This is a genomic window from Neomelitea salexigens DSM 19753, assembly GCF_000422345.1.
Lineage (GTDB): Bacteria > Pseudomonadota > Gammaproteobacteria > Pseudomonadales > Spongiibacteraceae > Spongiibacter > Spongiibacter marinus_A.
On the sequence record NZ_AULP01000001.1, the window covers coordinates 114,943 to 131,504 of the forward strand.

The 16,562-nt window shown below is 55.6% G+C and carries 14 protein-coding genes and 3 tRNA genes; 1 reads left to right on the forward strand and 16 read right to left on the reverse strand.

Annotation, left to right across the window (positions count from 1 at the left end):
- Window positions 1–6: 6 nt before the first annotated feature.
- From H573_RS0100525 to H573_RS0100545, 5 genes are all read right to left on the reverse strand, one after another.
- Window positions 7–1,377: a flavin monoamine oxidase family protein gene (locus H573_RS0100525; protein ID WP_036255405.1), complete on the reverse strand. Its 1,371-nt coding sequence runs from the start codon at window positions 1,375–1,377 to the stop codon at window positions 7–9.
- A complete protein-coding gene (locus H573_RS0100530) occupies window positions 1,377–2,306 on the reverse strand; it encodes an alpha/beta fold hydrolase (RefSeq protein WP_027872570.1) in 930 nt (309 codons plus the stop codon). Before H573_RS0100530 ends, H573_RS0100525 begins: the two co-directional genes overlap by 1 nt.
- 82 nt (window positions 2,307–2,388) lie before the next feature.
- Window positions 2,389–3,126: a helix-turn-helix domain-containing protein gene (locus tag H573_RS18695; protein ID WP_084497806.1), complete on the reverse strand. Its 738-nt coding sequence runs from the start codon at window positions 3,124–3,126 to the stop codon at window positions 2,389–2,391.
- Between the two features lie 308 nt (window positions 3,127–3,434).
- Window positions 3,435–3,521 (reverse strand) — tRNA-Leu (locus H573_RS0100540).
- A gap of 106 nt (window positions 3,522–3,627) precedes the next feature.
- Complete coding sequence (locus tag H573_RS0100545) at window positions 3,628–5,940, reverse strand: S8 family peptidase (protein WP_027872571.1); 2,313 nt, start codon at window positions 5,938–5,940, stop codon at window positions 3,628–3,630.
- Window positions 5,941–6,761: 821 nt separating this feature from the next.
- On the opposite strand from H573_RS0100545, the gene H573_RS0100555 reads away from it, so the two are divergent.
- Window positions 6,762–7,346 carry a hypothetical protein gene (locus H573_RS0100555; RefSeq protein ID WP_027872573.1) on the forward strand — a complete coding sequence of 195 codons (585 nt, stop codon included), beginning with the start codon at window positions 6,762–6,764 and terminating at the stop codon, window positions 7,344–7,346.
- A gap of 89 nt (window positions 7,347–7,435) precedes the next feature.
- On the opposite strand, the gene H573_RS0100560 is transcribed toward H573_RS0100555, so the two are convergent.
- The 11 genes from H573_RS0100560 to msbA all read right to left on the reverse strand — a co-directional run bounded on the left by H573_RS0100560 (window position 7,436) and on the right by msbA (window position 16,555).
- A tRNA-Cys gene (locus H573_RS0100560) sits at window positions 7,436–7,509 on the reverse strand.
- 31 nt (window positions 7,510–7,540) lie between these two features.
- Window positions 7,541–7,616, reverse strand: a tRNA-Gly gene (locus tag H573_RS0100565).
- A gap of 106 nt (window positions 7,617–7,722) precedes the next feature.
- The gene (gene pgsA, locus H573_RS0100570; protein ID WP_027872574.1) at window positions 7,723–8,289 is read right to left on the reverse strand and encodes a CDP-diacylglycerol--glycerol-3-phosphate 3-phosphatidyltransferase; all 567 of its coding nucleotides are present in this window, start codon (window positions 8,287–8,289) and stop codon (window positions 7,723–7,725) included.
- A 42-nt stretch (window positions 8,290–8,331) separates the two neighbouring features.
- Window positions 8,332–10,167 carry an excinuclease ABC subunit UvrC gene (gene uvrC, locus H573_RS0100575; protein WP_027872575.1) on the reverse strand — a complete coding sequence of 612 codons (1,836 nt, stop codon included), beginning with the start codon at window positions 10,165–10,167 and terminating at the stop codon, window positions 8,332–8,334.
- Window positions 10,168–10,176: 9 nt separating this feature from the next.
- The gene (locus tag H573_RS0100580) at window positions 10,177–10,830 is read right to left on the reverse strand and encodes a response regulator (protein ID WP_027872576.1); all 654 of its coding nucleotides are present in this window, start codon (window positions 10,828–10,830) and stop codon (window positions 10,177–10,179) included.
- Between the two features lie 64 nt (window positions 10,831–10,894).
- A complete protein-coding gene (locus tag H573_RS0100585) occupies window positions 10,895–11,491 on the reverse strand; it encodes an alpha-ketoglutarate-dependent dioxygenase AlkB family protein (protein ID WP_036255406.1) in 597 nt (198 codons plus the stop codon).
- A gap of 2 nt (window positions 11,492–11,493) precedes the next feature.
- Complete coding sequence (gene murB, locus H573_RS0100590) at window positions 11,494–12,516, reverse strand: UDP-N-acetylmuramate dehydrogenase (RefSeq protein WP_027872578.1); 1,023 nt, start codon at window positions 12,514–12,516, stop codon at window positions 11,494–11,496.
- On the reverse strand, window positions 12,516–13,016 hold the full coding sequence (locus H573_RS0100595; protein ID WP_036255408.1) for a low molecular weight protein-tyrosine-phosphatase: 501 nt from the start codon (window positions 13,014–13,016) through the stop codon (window positions 12,516–12,518). Before H573_RS0100595 ends, murB begins: the two co-directional genes overlap by 1 nt.
- Window positions 12,979–13,746 carry a 3-deoxy-manno-octulosonate cytidylyltransferase gene (kdsB, locus tag H573_RS0100600; RefSeq protein ID WP_027872580.1) on the reverse strand — a complete coding sequence of 256 codons (768 nt, stop codon included), beginning with the start codon at window positions 13,744–13,746 and terminating at the stop codon, window positions 12,979–12,981. Before kdsB ends, H573_RS0100595 begins: the two co-directional genes overlap by 38 nt.
- Before the next feature lie 15 nt (window positions 13,747–13,761).
- A complete protein-coding gene (gene lpxK / locus H573_RS16415) occupies window positions 13,762–14,754 on the reverse strand; it encodes a tetraacyldisaccharide 4'-kinase (protein ID WP_036255409.1) in 993 nt (330 codons plus the stop codon).
- Window positions 14,744–16,555, reverse strand: a complete 1,812-nt coding sequence (msbA, locus tag H573_RS0100610; protein WP_027872581.1) for a lipid A export permease/ATP-binding protein MsbA — start codon at window positions 16,553–16,555, stop codon at window positions 14,744–14,746. Before msbA ends, lpxK begins: the two co-directional genes overlap by 11 nt.
- Window positions 16,556–16,562: the final 7 nt, after the last annotated feature.

The window sequence follows — 16,562 nt, forward strand, 5'->3', positions numbered from 1 at the left end:
ACCGTTTCAACGCAAAGTCTCGATCACTTGAGAAGCGGCGCGCTTACCCGCGCGCACCGCCCCTTCAAAATAGCCATTCCACTGCGTCGCCGTTTCCGTTCCCGCCCAGAACACCCGCTCGTGCGGCGCACGAATGCTATGCCCAACGGACGTCCAGTGACCCGGACCGGCGACTCCGGCATAGCAACCACGCGCCCAGTCATCATTTCGCCAACTGTGGTCGTAGTAATCCAGAGGGGTTGCTGCCTCATCGCCAAACCAATTTGTCAGCGCTTCCAAGAAGGCTTTCCGACGCGCCGATTCACCCAATTCCGTGTATTTGACGCCTTCGCGCCCCTCGATAAAGCCCATGAGAATGCCGCGCGTTTCATCGGGAGGCGTTACGTCAAAACACACATGCACCGGAGGCACATCCGAGACCGCCGAGCCAGACCAACCCTGTTTGCGCCAGAATGGCCTTTCATAAATAGCGAAACACTTAATGGCGCAGCCCGGTTGTAGATTGTTCAGCAGCGCCTTCTTGGCCTCCGGCAAGGGCGGCGCAAATACAATGTCATGGGCCAATATTGGCGGCGCGGCGCATATTGCTGCCTCGGCCTGCCACTCTCGGGTATCGCTTTTTACTGTTACTGCGCTCCCCGTCTGCTCCATGCTGCGCACAGGAGCATTGAGGAAAATCTGCACACCGCGCTGCTGCAAGTCCTTAGCGTAGGCCTCGGCCAAGGGTTGCACGCCTCTCTGCAAGCGGTCTTGCTGCGCACCACCCTCGGATTCCACCAAGGAGAAAAAGCCCCCACCACTGCGAAAATAGAACAGCGCATGCAGCAGGCTGATATCGTCCGGGTGAGCCGCGAAGATACTTTCGACAGCAATACGAAAAACACTGAATGCATCGGGGTGACGCACATGCGCGCGCATCCACTCCCCCATGCTTTGGCTATCCAGCTCCTGTGCCCTCGGCGACAGCCACGGGCTATTTTTATCGACCCTTCGCATCAGGCGCAGCAAGCGTAAGTAGGCATAGCCTAAGCTAGAGAGTGCACGCAGTGACAAGTTAAGGGGAATGGTGCCGCGATAAGCCCCGAGCCGCCCGGAAAACAAGGTGCGGTGCTTGCCAGCGGTATACATCGGCCAGGTGCTATGGCCCAGGCGCTTTGCCAGCGCATACATTTCGTCTTGCCCGGGCCCCAGCCATTGACCGCCATAATCCAACCAAATGCCATTTTCCTGTTGTTCTGTGCGCGCCCGTCCACCCACGCGGTCACGCGCTTCCACAATGGTTACCGCCAGGCCCGCTGCATTGAGTGCATCAGCCGCCGCCAGTCCAGAAAAACCAGCTCCGATGACAATGACATTGTTTGCGTTAATAGCGTTCATCAGCGCTCTCCTTCATCTTCTGCGCGACGACAGCGGTACTGGGATGCAATATCGTTAACAGCGCCTTCTATGGCGGCCATGCAGACCTCGGTACTCTCCATAAACAGCATATGACCAACATTGCGGAACACGACCGTTTTTACCTGCTCAATCGCTCCCGCCAACAACAGAGATTGCTCGGCTGGCACAACTGGGTCGTGAGTACCGGCGAGCAGATAGCACGGTATGGAAATGTCATTCAGCTGCTCAGCAATCTCCAGACGGTTGATACCTCGGAATAAATAAAACAATGCCGAGGAGTCTTGGCTGCGAACATTAGGCCGAATATTGTCGATCATCTTCTGACTCAATGGGCTTGCCAGGTAAGCATGTCGGTCATAGGCCAGCAAACTGGCAAACAGGCGCTGAACGAATGCGCTTTTTTTGGCCAACCAGATATTTACTGCAAACAAGCCTCTTGCCCAGCTCCCCGCAGCCGCCAGTTTAACGAGCAAGCCTTCCACTCCGCCCCAGTTACCGTTGTGAAAGCCAGCAATACTAACAACACCAATCACATTCGGCGCCCGACGGATCGCCAGATTTAACGCGCAGAAACCGCCAGTGGAGTGCCCGATAACAATCGCCTTTCCGCTACCTAGCAAGGCTGCAATTGCGCCCTGAGTAATGTCGTAAAACCACTGTTCATCCAGCACTTGCGAAGCAAAGCCTTCGGACACTGTAGAGGGGTGATGGGCGGGCAAACTTAAGGCATACCACGCGCGCTTATCACGGAAGCTGGCTGGCACACAGTCTCGCCAAAAATTGACTGAGGCCAGCACTCCATGAATAAAGATAATCGCCGGCTGATCATCGCTCGCGAAGTGTTCATTGACCGCCAAATAAGCGAGGCGATGGCCATGCGACTCAACGAAACCCTCTCTGACCTTCATGCCAGCACTCCCCTATCAGCCGCAGATTATTCTAAAAGAACCATTCTACTCTGTGAGTTGGCAGAGGTATTGAACGAAACAGCTATACCAAGGTTGATTGGGCCATCGCGCGCATCGCATCGGAATAGGTAAAGCCAAAAGACGCTGAAAACACACGGCTCATATGAGCCAGGTCACTAAAACCTGCCTGCATTGCCGCCTCCATTGGCGGCTGGCCCGCCAACACCGCATCCACCGCCAGCCTCAGCTTGAGCCATTTTTTGTAGCTCCGCAGTGGCACGCCAGAACACTCAACAAACCAATGCGAAAAACGACTAGGAGATAAACCCGCGACCGCCGCCAGGGCATCTCGACTAATATCCCGTCCCAAGGTCAGTTGCTCGCTGATTTCTTCGGCGACTAAAGCAAATCGCGGATCTGTCGTTTGACGTGGCCTGAGCAAGTGCCCCGATTCCACTAGCGCCCGTAAATCCGTATCCCGGTCAATTCCCGATAGCCACGCAGGTAAGCCATCCAATGGCAACGTCGCCCAGCCATCAACCAGCTTAAAATCGACACTATCGCGAAGCGGCGCTGCCAGCGGATCAGGATAGATCGAACAGACAAAGCCCGACTCAAGGCGATGCTCTGTCTTTGAAGAGAAATACACCGCCCCGGCACTGCGCCGACCCGCGCGCGTTTCAAAAATGAGCTCAGAATCCAGCGCTATGGTTAACTGCGACGCCCAGTGGCTATGCAAACGATTATCGCCGACGCGACCTCGGTATATCGCCACACCTTGGGAAACAACAATATCGCCACCCCAGTTTCTATTCGTCAACTAGCCTGCCTCGACAGTATTTTTTATTGAAGGGCATCTTAACGGCATTTGCACAGAAAAATAGGTCGGGAGGCAAACAAAGAGGAGTGTGATGACCTAGGAATACGACGTGTTGTTCTAGAAACGGTCAGTATTGATGCCGTAAAGGCACTGCAGGCGCATTCTGGCGTAATTTGTGCGTAATACGAAACCATATTACACCATATTGTGTCGGTTAAAGGAGTGTAACAATACGCCTAAATAACGCTTATAAATCAAGGATATGCACCCTTAATCTATACTACGCTACAGCGTGTTAAATTGGGGATTGGTGCCCGGAGCCGGAATCGAACCGGCACGACCGTGAGGTCGAGAGATTTTAAGTCTCTTGTGTCTACCAATTTCACCATCCGGGCAAAAGGCCGACGAGGCTATTGCAGCCGTCGCGGTTTTTGTAGAGGCGGCAGATTCTACTGCCTACCCCCCTCAAAAACAATGCCTTAGCGCTGTTCTACACTTGAATCAGCGCTTTTTTTGACGCCGGATGTGCAACGCCAGCAGCAATAGCAGTAAGCCTGCCGCGCTGCTAAGCGGGTAGCGAATAGAAAGCACCATTGGGTACAGGCCAGCTCGAACCACTGATTTTGCCCATTCTCGCCCGGCAATGGCGTTGGCGAGTTTTGGCGAGTGCTGGTAGTAAAAAGCGACAAATTGTCTGCCAAGGCCGAACTGCAACAGCACGCGGTCTCTGAAGTCCCGCAACAGCTCAACATCTTCGGCAATAAAGCTACCGTAGGCGGCCGTGGCGATAAAACACCCGCCACCACCGCCGCCTCCGCCGGAGCTGCCTCCGACACTACCTCCGCTGCCGCCACCGGTATTGCCGCCGTCATTATCTTGCGGCGGAGTGTCGTCGGTATTGTCATCTTCGCCAACACGCTGCGCTAATAAGTCGGCCGCTGCGCTGGCGTTTAATAAGCCGGGGCCGGTTACATCGTCGTTGCCCGATACGGCGCGAAATCCGGTGACATCAATGGCACTATCGCGCGCGGCACTGATTAACTGCGCGGGCGTTGCGGCCGGAAACGCTTCCAACATCAGCGCAAAAACCGCAGCGACATTGGGGGCAGCGGCCGAGGTGCCAAAGAAATTGGGGAAACCATCGGGCTCGCCGTCTTCGGGGGCTGCACTACTGGAGGGTGAACCCAGGAAGGTTGTGTTATTGCCATCCACCCCGGCGAAGGCAGGCGGGTTGCGGCTGCTGGGCTGGTAGTTACCCTGGGAATCGAATTGTATGGTTTGGCTGCCACCGCGAGAGGTGAACGGCTCGGGATCAATATCCGGGGTGGTGTAACGGCTGGGTGCAAATTCCGGCGACTCCCACCACGGCACAGCCGCCACGGCGGCAATGCCCGCTGTAAGCGCGTGCCCCCACGTACTGGGGCCGTTGTAGTCGTACTCAACAGAGTCAGGCGATGTACCGGTAAATAGCAGCCGGAATTCCAAGGGCACGCCACTCTGTTGCGGGATATCTCCCTGGCTGCCGGCATAATGCTCAACGGCCAGGTAAAATGTCTGGGCAGTACTGCCGGTTTCAAGCAATAAAAACTCGACGGCGTCGCCACGCGGGTTATTGGTGGTGCCCTGTGTATTGGCGCCGCGCGCATAAAAACTGGCATGAGTGGTGGTGAGAGCACTGATATCCGCGCGGGTTGTCGCGTAAAGATCTAAGTCGACTTGCGCGCCGTTGGTTGGGTTTACACTGGCACTGGGTTGATTCCAGTTAAGCAATACAAACGTTGAGGCCCGGGGTGGCAAGGTCACCGCCATAAAGCGGTCAGTGCCACTCTGCGACCAGCTGTGAAGGTCGCTGCCGGTCGGTGCGTTGCGATTACCGCCCTCTTCATCGACCAAACGGTTGCTGTCGCGATAAACAAAGCGATGCCCTTGGTCGCCGTCGTTACCGACCGCACTTACATAGGGAACCCCATTGGCGACGCAATTACTGGCCGCAATTGCGGGTAAATCGTCCTGGTAGCTGGACTCGGTTAAAAATAGAACATCGTCGACAACGATGCTGGCGCCACCATTACAAAGGTTGCTGATCGCATCGGCGAACTCGCTGCGGTTGCCTCCGGCGGTGTGAAAGAGAATGTCGGCACCGGGGGCGATGTCGTACACCAACTCCGCCATAGCGGCGCCTTCATCCGTACCGTCGAAATTACCCCCTTCGTCTCGGCTGCCATCGGCGAGGATGCGCACGGTTTGCGGTAAATCGCCACTGTCTTGCGGCCGACTCCCCATTAGTGTGCCGGCCTGACCCACTGCTGGCGTGGTATTGGCGTCGCGGACATTGCTGGTGTGCGAGAAACTGTCTGAGATAATACCAATCGCTTGACCGCTGCCATCAACGGTATAGCTTGCCGCCAGTTGCTCGCTACGCAGCGCAACGCCTGCCCGGCTTCGGGCTTCGCCACGGCGAAGAATGGCCGGCGGGGCAAAACTTGCTTCACTCAGCCACGGCTGCTGACTAAGCTGATCGAGTACATCCAGGTTGGAAACACTGATGCGCGCCCAGCGCCTATCGTCGCTCAGATAGCGCAGATCAACGCCCGCCAGGCTGTTTATTTCGCGGCGCAAAGCCTCGTCCGTGACATTCTCCGGGTTGATACGCAACGTGATGAACAAGCGCGTTTGCTCCATGCTGCTGCGCATCAAGCGCGTTAGCCCGGTGCTGTCGCGTTGGCCGACGCCTGCGCGAATATCCCGCAAATGGCTGCCCAATCGCTCGCTAACCGCGGTGTCTGCCCCCTGACTTAATGTTGCTGAGCTCACGCCCAGGCATAGTATTCCCGCGATCGCACATCCGATTTTTGCTGGGGATAAGGTCATATTAGGGTCTCATTTAGAAATTGGGGATTGCGTTGGCGCGAGAGATACCGCCGTTATTGCATCGATTTGTTGCAGTTGGTGTAGCTTATCTTCACTGTTTAAGCGCAGCGTAATCTGCAGAAATGTCGCATTTGTCTTCTCCACAGCGTAGTCGTAGAGTTTTAAGCGCTCAAGTACAGAAGCCAGACTTCCCGCCCGGTAATGAAGCAGAAAGCGCTGCTCTGTGTTAAACAAAACCTCCTCGCTACCCCGTTCTATATATTCTCGTAATCGCGGCCCGTAAAAGGTTTCCGCTCGCCATTGTACGTCGCCAGCATGGAACTGATGCTCTGGTCTTTCGGAACACGCTAATAACAACGCGCTGGGTAGCGTTATAGCGCAAAGCAAGCAATGTATTACGCGCAGCTTCCCCAAGATCGCCCTCTCCACCGGGTATGACACAAACTGAGCAAAAAGGATAAAACGAAGGCTGGCGAGGGGCAGTAAGGGATTCACGCAGTGTTCAGCGCTCCGGCGCTATGTCTGCACGGGCTGGCATAAAGGCCAAAGACTACTGCACACTTTTCTGCAGATACATGGTTTAACACTAGTTAAGTTAGGGGTTTTCGCGTCATTTCGCAGCAAAATAGCCGCAGCAATACCATTAGAAAAGGAGACACACTGCACGTTTTTCTGTAACAATAGGGAAAAATACGTATCTGGATTTGTTCCTACGCCAGACCAGAGACATAATAAAACCGTTAGAGCACAGAGGCGGATAAACCATGCGATTTTCAGACCTGAATTGCTTTGTGGACCTAAGCTGTTTTAAACAAACATGCTTTTATGACCTACGACTGGAGGAAGTCGCTCTTAAGGATGTTGCGGAAGCCCTTAACCGCATTGAGCTAATGGACGGTGCAAGCGCTAGGCACGACGCTTTCCACCGTTTACAAATTTCCGCCGAGCAAGCGGAGCAAAACGGTTGGATTGCAACCGCTAACAGCTTGCTGCCAGACCCATTAAGCAATGTGTCAGAAACGGGGTATATGATCTCGCGCTTTGAGCGGGGTGAGCGAGCTGCCATCTTGTTTGCCTTGAGCGAAAACCTGTCGCTACTCGAAGCCATTACCATGAAACGCAGTGACTTGCGTGGCGTCAAGCTAAGCCCCGCGGCCGCGCAAATTGCCAGCCGCCTGACACCGCATTTACACTGTGACTGGCTGTTCTGGCGTGACAGCGACGGTATTGCGGTGCCGCTGAGCAACCTACCCGGCCGCTGGCGCCAAAAAATGCCAATGAGTTGGGAACACTTTAGCCAGGCGCACCGGGGTCATTACGACACTACCCGCCATGTCGGCATTGCCTGATTTCAGATAAAGAAAACGTAAAGAAACACTACAAAACGGCTGATTATTCAGCCGTTTTTTTATGTCTGGGAATTATGTCTGGAGAAAAATGGAGGCGCGGGTCGGAATCGAACCGGCGTACACGGAGTTGCAGTCCGCTGCATAACCACTCTGCCACCGCGCCTTTAATACTCCAACCGACTGGTTACAAGTATTGGAGCGGGAAACCGGGTTCGAACCGGCGACCTCAACCTTGGCAAGGTTGCGCTCTACCAACTGAGCTATTCCCGCACTTTGAGATGCCAGACAAGAACCCAACAGGGCGGCAACTCAAGAAGGCGCCTATTCTAGCTTCTCGCCGCTTGCTGTCAAGGAAAGTTGCTGATTTATCGCAGTTTTATCTGTTTTCTTCCGCTTTGCCGCGCAAATCAGGCCACGCCGCATGAAGATAGATCAACATTGACCAAAGGGTTAATACCGCCGCAACATACAAGCACAGCATATTTGCTTGGTACCACAAACTGCCCTCCACTGGCGGCATCATCAGCAGGCCGATAATCGCGACGATTTGCGCCGTCGTTTTAACTTTGCCTAAGTAAGAAACGGCTACACTGGTGCGCTTGCCCAATTCCGCCATCCACTCACGCAGAGCGGAAATTACAATTTCGCGACCAATGATGACGATGGCAGGCACGGTAAACCAGAGGGTGTTGTAGCGCTCTATCAACAGCGCCAAGGCAACGGCGACCATAAGCTTATCGGCCACGGGGTCTAGAAACGCGCCCAGCGGGGTGGACTGCTCAAGCTTGCGGGCAAGGTAACCGTCGAGCCAGTCGGTCATGCCGGCTATCGCAAATACCGCGGCCGTTGCGATGTAACTACCGGGAAAGTCCAGATAGAACAGGATTACAAACACGGGAATCAATCCAATCCGGAATAGCGTCAAGGCGTTGGGTATATTCATGGGGCTCTCATTTCTTTGAATTGGCGCTATTTTAGGCTTTTTCTAGGCGCTACGCAGTCCTTCATAGATATCACGGGCAATTTTTTCGCTAATACCCGACACGCGACACAGGTCGGCAATACTCGCCTGGCGTACCCCTTGTAAACCGCCAAAATGGCGCAGCAGCTCTCTGCGACGCTTGGCGCCCACGCCGGGAATCGCCTCCAGGCCCGACTGTCGACGCGCCTTGTCGCGACGGGCTTTGTGCCCACCAATCGCAAACCGGTGTGATTCATCGCGGATATGCTGAATAAGATGCAGCGCGGGACTGTTGTCTGGCAAGCTGAGTTCGCGACCATTATCGCCGCGAATCAGCACTTCTAATCCCGCGCGGCGATCGGAGCCCTTGGCAACGCCCACGGTCAGCAGGTCGCGAATGCCGAGCTCATGCAAAACCGTAAGCGCCTGGTTCAACTGTCCTTTACCGCCATCGATGAACAGGATGTCGGGTTTGGGGACTTCGCCGCTGGCGATACGTTTGTAGCGGCGACTCAGCGCCTGGTTCATAGCCGCGTAATCATCCCCCCCGGTAATACCCTCGATATTCATCCGGCGGTAATCCGACTTCAGTGGTCCGTTATCGTCAAACACGACGCAGGAGGCGACCGTTGCCTCACCACTGCTGTGACTAATATCAAAACACTCCAGTCGCGACGGCGGCGCGTCCAAATCAAGCAGCTCCTGCAGGGCTCGATAGCGGCCAGCCATACTCTCTGTTGCAGCCAAGCGATTCTGCAGGTTCTGCTCGGCGGCGGTAATTGCCAGCTGCAACCATTTGGCGCGCTGGCTACGCACCCGGTGCGCGATGGAAACACTGCGCCCTGCTTGCTCACTTAAACTGCTGGCCAGCAACGGGGCATCGTTGAGCTCGATATTGACTACCAGCTCCTTCGGCAAATCCATTGCGCCGCTACCCGTCAGGTAGTGCTGAGCGATAAACGCTTCCACGTGATCTTGGACGCCCTCCTCCAATGCGCTTTTGGGAAAATAACTGCGACTGCCAAGCACCCGCCCACCGCGGACCGATAGTAGTTGTATGCAACACAGACCCGCGTTGATAACACCGGCCACGATATCCAGGTCGCCGGTTTCTCCCTCAATACATTGGCTGGCTTGAACTTGCTGCAGATAACCGATGCGGTCGCGCAGCTCCGCCGCTTTTTCAAACTCCAGGGCCTCGGCACTGCGCTCCATTTCATCGGCCAGTGAGGCCTGCAAATCGGCACTTTTCCCGCTGAGGAACATTTCTGTGTAGGCGACGTCGCGCCGATACTCGTCATCGGAAATTTTGCCGACGCAGGGCGCAGTACAGCGACCAATTTGATATTGCAAGCAAGGCCGACTGCGATTGCGGTAGTAGCTGTCCTCACACTGGCGGACTTTAAAGACTTTTTGCAGCCAGCTCAGGCTCTCTCGCACCGCGCCGGCACTTGGGTAAGGGCCAAAATACGTGCCCTTGGCGCGTTTGCTGCCGCGGTGCAGACTCAGGCGAGGATGACGATGATCGCTGCTCAGGTAGATATAGGGGTAGGATTTATCGTCACGCAGCAGGATGTTATAGGGCGGCCGGTACTGCTTGATGAGGTTTTGCTCCAACAGCAGAGCTTCTCGCTCTGTGCCGGTTACGGTCACTTCAATTTGATGAATGCGCGCCACCAACGCCATCGTTTTATTGGTCAGCCCGGCGCTGCGGAAATAGCTACTCAGCCGGTTTCGCAGATTTTTGGCTTTACCGACATAGAGAATATCGGCCGCTTCGCTGAGCATCACATAGACACCCGCTTTTTGGGTGACCGTCTTTAAAAAGCGCTGGTGGTCAAAACTCTGCGAAGACGCCATATTGTCCTATCAACTACTGCTTGGAGCCTCGATGAGGCCGTGGCGAATGGCCAGTAGCGTCAGTGCCACATCACCATTGACATCAAGCTTTTCAAAGATGCGATAGCGGTAACTGTTCACGGTTTTCGCCTGAATATGCAAGGTATCGGCAATATCCTGCACGCGTAAGCCATTGCCTATCATGATACTGATCTGAATTTCTCGCTCAGACAGGCTGTCAAAGGGCGACGCCGAATGCTCGTCATAACCCCTCAGCGCCAGGGCCTGGGCAATACTGGGGCTTAAATAGCGCTTGCCGCTGGCCACTTGGCGCACGGCGGTCAGCACCTCTTGTCCGCTGTCGTCACCACCCTTCGTCAGGTAGGCCCAGGCGCCGGCTTTCAATAAGCGGCTAGGCATCGGCTCCTGTTCGCAGGCGCTGACGGCGATAATCCGGGTATCCGGCGCAACCTGCTGAAGTTTTCGGGTGGCTTCAAGGCCACCCATGCCCGGCATTCGTATATCCATCAGCACGATATCAGGCCGAAGTTCGCGGCAACGTTGAATAGCCTCTTCGCCATTTGCCGCCTCGCCAATGACACTGATATCGTCCGCGTCGTCTAGCATCCTTGCTATGCCCGTCCGCACCATGGCGTGGTCATCTGCAACCAGCACTGTGATCATAGTGTTACTCCCTGTGTAAGACGCAAACGATACCATTTAGGGATATATTCAGGCTACAGGGAGCTCAGCGAATCAGCTGACGAAAAGTGATATTTATCCGTGGGCCGCGTTTTGCACGCTTGGGGAGACTGTGCTGCCAGTGGGATTGTGTCGGCGGCAGCATCAGCAGCAGCGAACCGTGCTCCAGTGCGATACTCATGGGCGGACGGCCCGCCGCACACCCCTTGGGCGAGGGCCGAAGCCGAAAATCCCGACACTCCCCCACGCTGACCGAAGCGATGGCCGGCGATGGCCCCAGCTCACGCTCATTATCACTGTGCCAACCCATGCAGTCCTTGCCATCGCGGTAGTAATTTAATAATGCACAGTTGAATAACAGGCCGTATTTATCAGCCAGTTCGGCTTTTAGCGGTAACAGAGCATCTGGCCACGGCATACTGTCGTGCTGCTGACCACTGTAGCGATAGCTCAGCCCATCGTCGCCGACAAAGCTCACCAGGCGCGGCGTAGGAGACCAACGCCCGAAAACCTGCAGCATCGGCTGCTGCCACATAACGTGATCACGCAACTGCTGGAACAACTGATCCGGCGCCGGTACAAAATCCGCCTGATAAATTAACGCACCGCCGGGAAGTTGTATCTCCCGCTGGCCGGTCGCCATCGTCAGTAGACCCGCGGTTCGATGGCCAACTGCACACCAAAGCGCTGGGCGACATCGCCAATAATGGCATCGGCGAGGGCAAGAATATCCTCGCCCCTGCCCTGCTGGTAATTCACCAGCACAATCGCCTGCTTAGGATGCACGCCGACCGGGCCAAGGCGGCGCCCTTTCCAGCCGCACTGGTCCACTAACCAGGCAGCGGCCAGCTTCACCTGCCCATCGGGCATCGGCCAGTGCGCCATTTCCGGAAAATCGATAAGTAATTGCGTGGCAGCATCAGCACTGACCAGCGGATTTTTGAAAAAACTACCGGCATTCGGCTCAGCGTGTAAATCGGGAAGCTTAGCGGCACGAATAGCGGCAACGGCTTGAGCAACGACACGAGGGTGTACCTCCTCGGGTGATTCGCCGTGCTCGATAAGAAATTGCCGCAGCGCAGGATATTCGGTATTGGCTTGGGCGCGATGTCGCAGATGTAGCCCGACTTCAGTAATGATGAATTGATCGCGCAACGCGCCCTTAAAAATACTGTCTCGATAGGCCAGCTGACACTGCTCTGCCGACAGGCGTCGGCGCTCACCAAGCCGCCGGTCCCAGCCCTCTACCCAGGCCAAGCACTGAGACAGCTCCACCCCGTATGCACCTATATTTTGCACCGGCGCGGCCCCCACCGACCCCGGAATAGCTATCAGGTTTTCAAGCCCATACCACCCTTGATCCAGGCAATAACGCAGCAAGGCATCCCAGTTTTCACCCGCGGCCACCCGCAGCGCCACGCCGCCGTCAATGGTGCTTGCGCTGATACCGCGCTGACGCATATGTATCACTAAACCCGGGAAGTCATCGCTCAATACAATATTGCTACCACCGCCCAGCACGAGGCTTGGCAGGCCGTGCTGCTCGGCGTACTGCAAGGCATCACGCAAGGCGCCATCGCTGTCGATCGCGCTATAGGCGTATGTCTGGGCCGTTACGCCAAGGGTATTGTGGTCGAGCAGTGAGACGTTTTTTGCGATTTCCAACATTAACGTTCTCTCTGCAAAGCCTGCAACAGCCCCTCTGATGCATCCTCGACAAGATCTAACACGGCATTAAAGCCGTCATCGCCGCCGTAGTATGGGTCGGGAACCTCTTCACTCGTGCTGCTGCCAAAGCTCAACAATAACGAGACTGTCGCGCTAGCATCATTCGGAGCGATCTCCGCTAGGGATTCCATATTGGCGCGGTCCATCGCCAAGATATAGTCAAAGCTATAGAAATCGGCTTCACATACCTGCCGGGCACGCAGGGCCGATAAATCGTAGCCGCGCCGCGCGGCGAAGGCTTGGCTGCGCTCATCTGGCGACTTGCCGGTATGCCAGGCCGCCGTACCCGCCGAGTCTATCTCGATCTGCGTCTGCAAGCCGGCATCAATAACCTTGCGCAAAAATACGCCGTGCGCCGTCGGCGAGCGGCATATGTTTCCCAGACAGACAAATAACACCCGCTTAACCACGGCCTGACTCCAAAATGGCGCGTACCGCATTGAGGTCTTCTTCGGTGTCTACGCCGCCGGGAATATCGACGCAGCTCTGCGCGACATGTATGCGCACGCCGTTCTCCATAGCCCGAAGCTGCTCCAGGCGCTCGCAACCCTCAAGCTCGCCCGAGGGCCAGCTAACAAACTGGTGCAAAAAGCCAACGCGGTAGGCGTAAATACCAATATGCCGCCAGTATTCAACTCCCTCAGGCAACACCCCCTGGTCATCAGACCATTGGTCGCGGCAATACGGGATCGGGGCGCGGCTAAAGTACAGTGCTAAACCCTGACGATCGCTCACCACTTTTACTGCATTGGGATTGAAGACCGTCGCGGCATCGTCAATCGGCTCTTTCAGTGTTGCAATGCCGGCCTGAGTATTGGCCGCGAGGTTTTGCGCCACTTGCTCTATTGCCGGTGCGGGCAACAGGGGCTCGTCACCTTGGACATTGACCACGATATCGTCATCGGCAAGCCCCAATTTGGCAACCACCTCTTGCAAACGGTCAGTGCCGCTCTCGTGCTCAGCGCTAGTCATACAGACTTGCGCCCCAAACTCTTCACAGCGGCGGGCCACGCGTTCATCTTCGGTTGCAATCACCACTCGTTCGGCGCCGCTCTGTGAGGCGCGCAGCCATACATGCTGAATCATCGGCATGCCCGCGATGTCCATCAGCGGTTTCCCCGGCAGACGACTCGAGGCGTAACGGGCTGGAATAATAACGGTGTAAGACATGGAAACCTCTGGCGTTTAGGCAACTCGGTCGAGTAACTGATCAAGCGATTCAAAAAAAGTGTCGGGCAACACAGCATCAACAGGAAGCATCCAACTATCAGCCGGACTGATCTGTGCGCATTTAACCGCATCTTTCTCCGTCATCACTAGTGGCAATGATGAGTCCTGCTGTAGGTCTTCGGGTCGATATTCATAGTGGTCGGGAAAAGCCTGCCCCTGGCAGTCAAAACCCAGCGTAGCCAGCGCGGCAAAAAAGCGTGGTGGATGGCCGATACCCGCAATGGCGTTCACCCGACGGGCATTTTCGGGCCAGTCTGCTGCCGCGCGTCGCTCGCCAGAGTGAACATTGATCAAGGTGTCGCCCTTCAGGCGCATTTCATAGGCAGATAACGCCGCTAGAACATCACTTTCAACGCGGCCGTTACTGATCACCAAGTCCACTTCTTTACTTCGCCGAGGCGGTTCCCGCAGCGGCCCAAGTGGCAGACAGTGGCCATTGCCAAAGCCGCGCGCTGCGTCAACAAGCAGAATTTCTACATCTCTGTAGAGGCGATAATGCTGCAGACCATCGTCGCTGATAATAACGTTGCAAGCGTGTTCGTCCACTAATAAATTTGCGGCGGCGACTCTGTCTGGCGCAACTGCAACTGGCAGGCCGCTGCGCCGCGCCATCAGGCAGGGTTCATCGCCCGCTTCCGAGGGCGGTGTGGCACCGGTGACGAATAAGGGATACTGCGCAGCCTTACCGCCATAACCGCGGCTGACGATTCCGGGGCGCCAACCGCGCTGCTGGAGATGCTGGGCGATCGCTAAAACGGCGGGGGTTTTACCACTGCCACCCACAGCAATATTGCCGACCACTATAACCGGCGCCGAACAGCGCTGCGGGCGGGAATTGCGCCGTCGCAATGCGGCCAACGCGCGAAACAGGCACTCTAGAGGCCAGAATGCATACAGCACTCCCGGCCGCCCGTACCAACGCGCATTCAGCCATTGCTCAAGCTTCACTATCTTCCTCAAAATTGCGGTTATACAACTGAGCGTAGCGTTGGCCCAAGGCCAACAAGTCAGCGTGGCTGCCCCGCTCCAGAATGCGCCCCTCTTCCATCACCACGATTTGGTCAGCACTCTCAATGGTGCTGAGCCGGTGGGCAATCACGATGGTCGTGCGGCCCTTCATGACCTCTTCCATCGCTTTTTGAATATGGGATTCCGCCTGGTTGTCGAGCGCCGACGTTGCCTCGTCGAGTATCAGCAGCGGCGCATTTTTCAAAAATGCCCGGGCAATGGCCAAACGCTGACGCTGGCCGCCGGATAACATGACGCCGTCCTCACCGATGACGGTATCGATTCCCTCAGGCAAACTATTGATAAAGTCGCTGGCGTGGGCCGCCTCAACCGCGCGAAGCACCTCTTCACGGCTGGACGATGCCATGCTGCCATAGGCAATATTGTTGTACACCGTGTCGTTGAACAGCGTCACTTGTTGGGTAACCAAGGCGATATTGTGGCGCAGGTTATCCAGGGTGTAATCGCGAATATCAACGCCGTCGAGCAACAGCTCACCTTCCCTGTGTTGATAAAAACGCGACAGCAAGCTGACCAAGGTGGACTTGCCGGAGCCAGAAAGCCCCACCAAGGCTAGCGACGTACCGGGCTCCACATGCAGGTTAATATCGGTAAGCACATTCGGCAGCTCTGGGCCGTAGCGAAAATTGAGGTGGCGGATGTCAATCTCGCCACGCACCCGTTCACACTCTATACGGCCCTCGTCTTTTTCCTGTTCAGCATCGAGAAACTCAAAAATACTCTCGGCGGCCGCCAGGCCCTTCTGAATCACGCTGCTCACTTCGGCCAGTTGGCGAATAGGCTTAGGTAAAAAGAGCGCCGCGGACAGGTAGGCCACAAAAGAACCGGGTGTCATTTGGCCGGTAAGCCCCAGAGCTATCCATATCAACAGGCCCGTCGCCAACACGACCGGAAACTGGATGACTGTTGGGCTAATGGCGTTATAGAACGCCATTTTTATATTTTGATTGCGGTTTTTTTCGCTCGCCGCCTGAAATCGCTTCGCTTCCTGGGCGCTGCCGCCATACAGGCGAATTTCGCGATAGGCATTAATGCTATCGTTGGTAACTTGGTTCACCTCGCCCATTGCGTTCTGGATCTTGCGGCTGATCTTGCGAAAGCGCTTGCCCACCCACCACACGGTCACGCCGATCATTGGCAAGGCAAGTAAAAAAACCAGGGTCAGCTGCCAGTTCATATACAGAAGGTAGGCCAGCAACCCAATCGCAAAGGTGCCTTCGCGCAGTACCACCTTCAAGGCGTTGACTGCAGCACCCGTCACTTGCTCCACGTTAAAGGTAATTTTCGAGATCAGTGCACCCGTGGAGTTTCGATCGAAATAGCTACTGGGGATGAACTGCATTTTTTGATAGAGCTCTACCCGCAGCACGTGCACCAAGCGGTGCGAGATACCGGCAATAAAATAGTTACCCGCGAAAAAACCCAGTCCGCGACCAACACCCAGTGCCACCAGCGTCACCACGATCCAGGTACGCGCCGAGCCCAGGTGGAAGTCATCACCGCCCAGCGCCCACATCATCTTGGCCGTTACCCCGCCCTCGCCCGGCTTCACATTTCCGCCAATGTAATCGACGATCAGCTGCATCATATCGGCGAGTAAAACCTGCACACCCGAATAGAATGAGAAGCCCAAGACACTGAGCAAAAACAGCGGCCAAAATGGGATAACGTACTTTAAAAGACGGCCGTAAATAGCTAAATCTGAAGGTTTTTTACTCATAATATAA

Coding starts and splice junctions, on each gene's coding strand:
- kdsB (WP_027872580.1), bottom strand. CDS start 13,746: ATGTCTTACACCGTTATTATTCCAGCCCGTTACGCCTCGAGTCGTCTG.
- H573_RS0100580 (WP_027872576.1), bottom strand. CDS start 10,830: ATGATCACAGTGCTGGTTGCAGATGACCACGCCATGGTGCGGACGGGC.
- H573_RS0100595 (WP_036255408.1), bottom strand. CDS start 13,016: ATGCGGTACGCGCCATTTTGGAGTCAGGCCGTGGTTAAGCGGGTGTTA.
- msbA (WP_027872581.1), bottom strand. CDS start 16,555: ATGAGTAAAAAACCTTCAGATTTAGCTATTTACGGCCGTCTTTTAAAG.
- H573_RS0100525 (WP_036255405.1), bottom strand. CDS start 1,377: ATGAACGCTATTAACGCAAACAATGTCATTGTCATCGGAGCTGGTTTT.
- H573_RS0100585 (WP_036255406.1), bottom strand. CDS start 11,491: ATGGCGACCGGCCAGCGGGAGATACAACTTCCCGGCGGTGCGTTAATT.
- H573_RS0100555 (WP_027872573.1), top strand. CDS start 6,762: ATGCGATTTTCAGACCTGAATTGCTTTGTGGACCTAAGCTGTTTTAAA.
- pgsA (WP_027872574.1), bottom strand. CDS start 8,289: ATGAATATACCCAACGCCTTGACGCTATTCCGGATTGGATTGATTCCC.
- murB (WP_027872578.1), bottom strand. CDS start 12,516: ATGTTGGAAATCGCAAAAAACGTCTCACTGCTCGACCACAATACCCTT.
- H573_RS0100530 (WP_027872570.1), bottom strand. CDS start 2,306: ATGAAGGTCAGAGAGGGTTTCGTTGAGTCGCATGGCCATCGCCTCGCT.
- uvrC (WP_027872575.1), bottom strand. CDS start 10,167: ATGGCGTCTTCGCAGAGTTTTGACCACCAGCGCTTTTTAAAGACGGTC.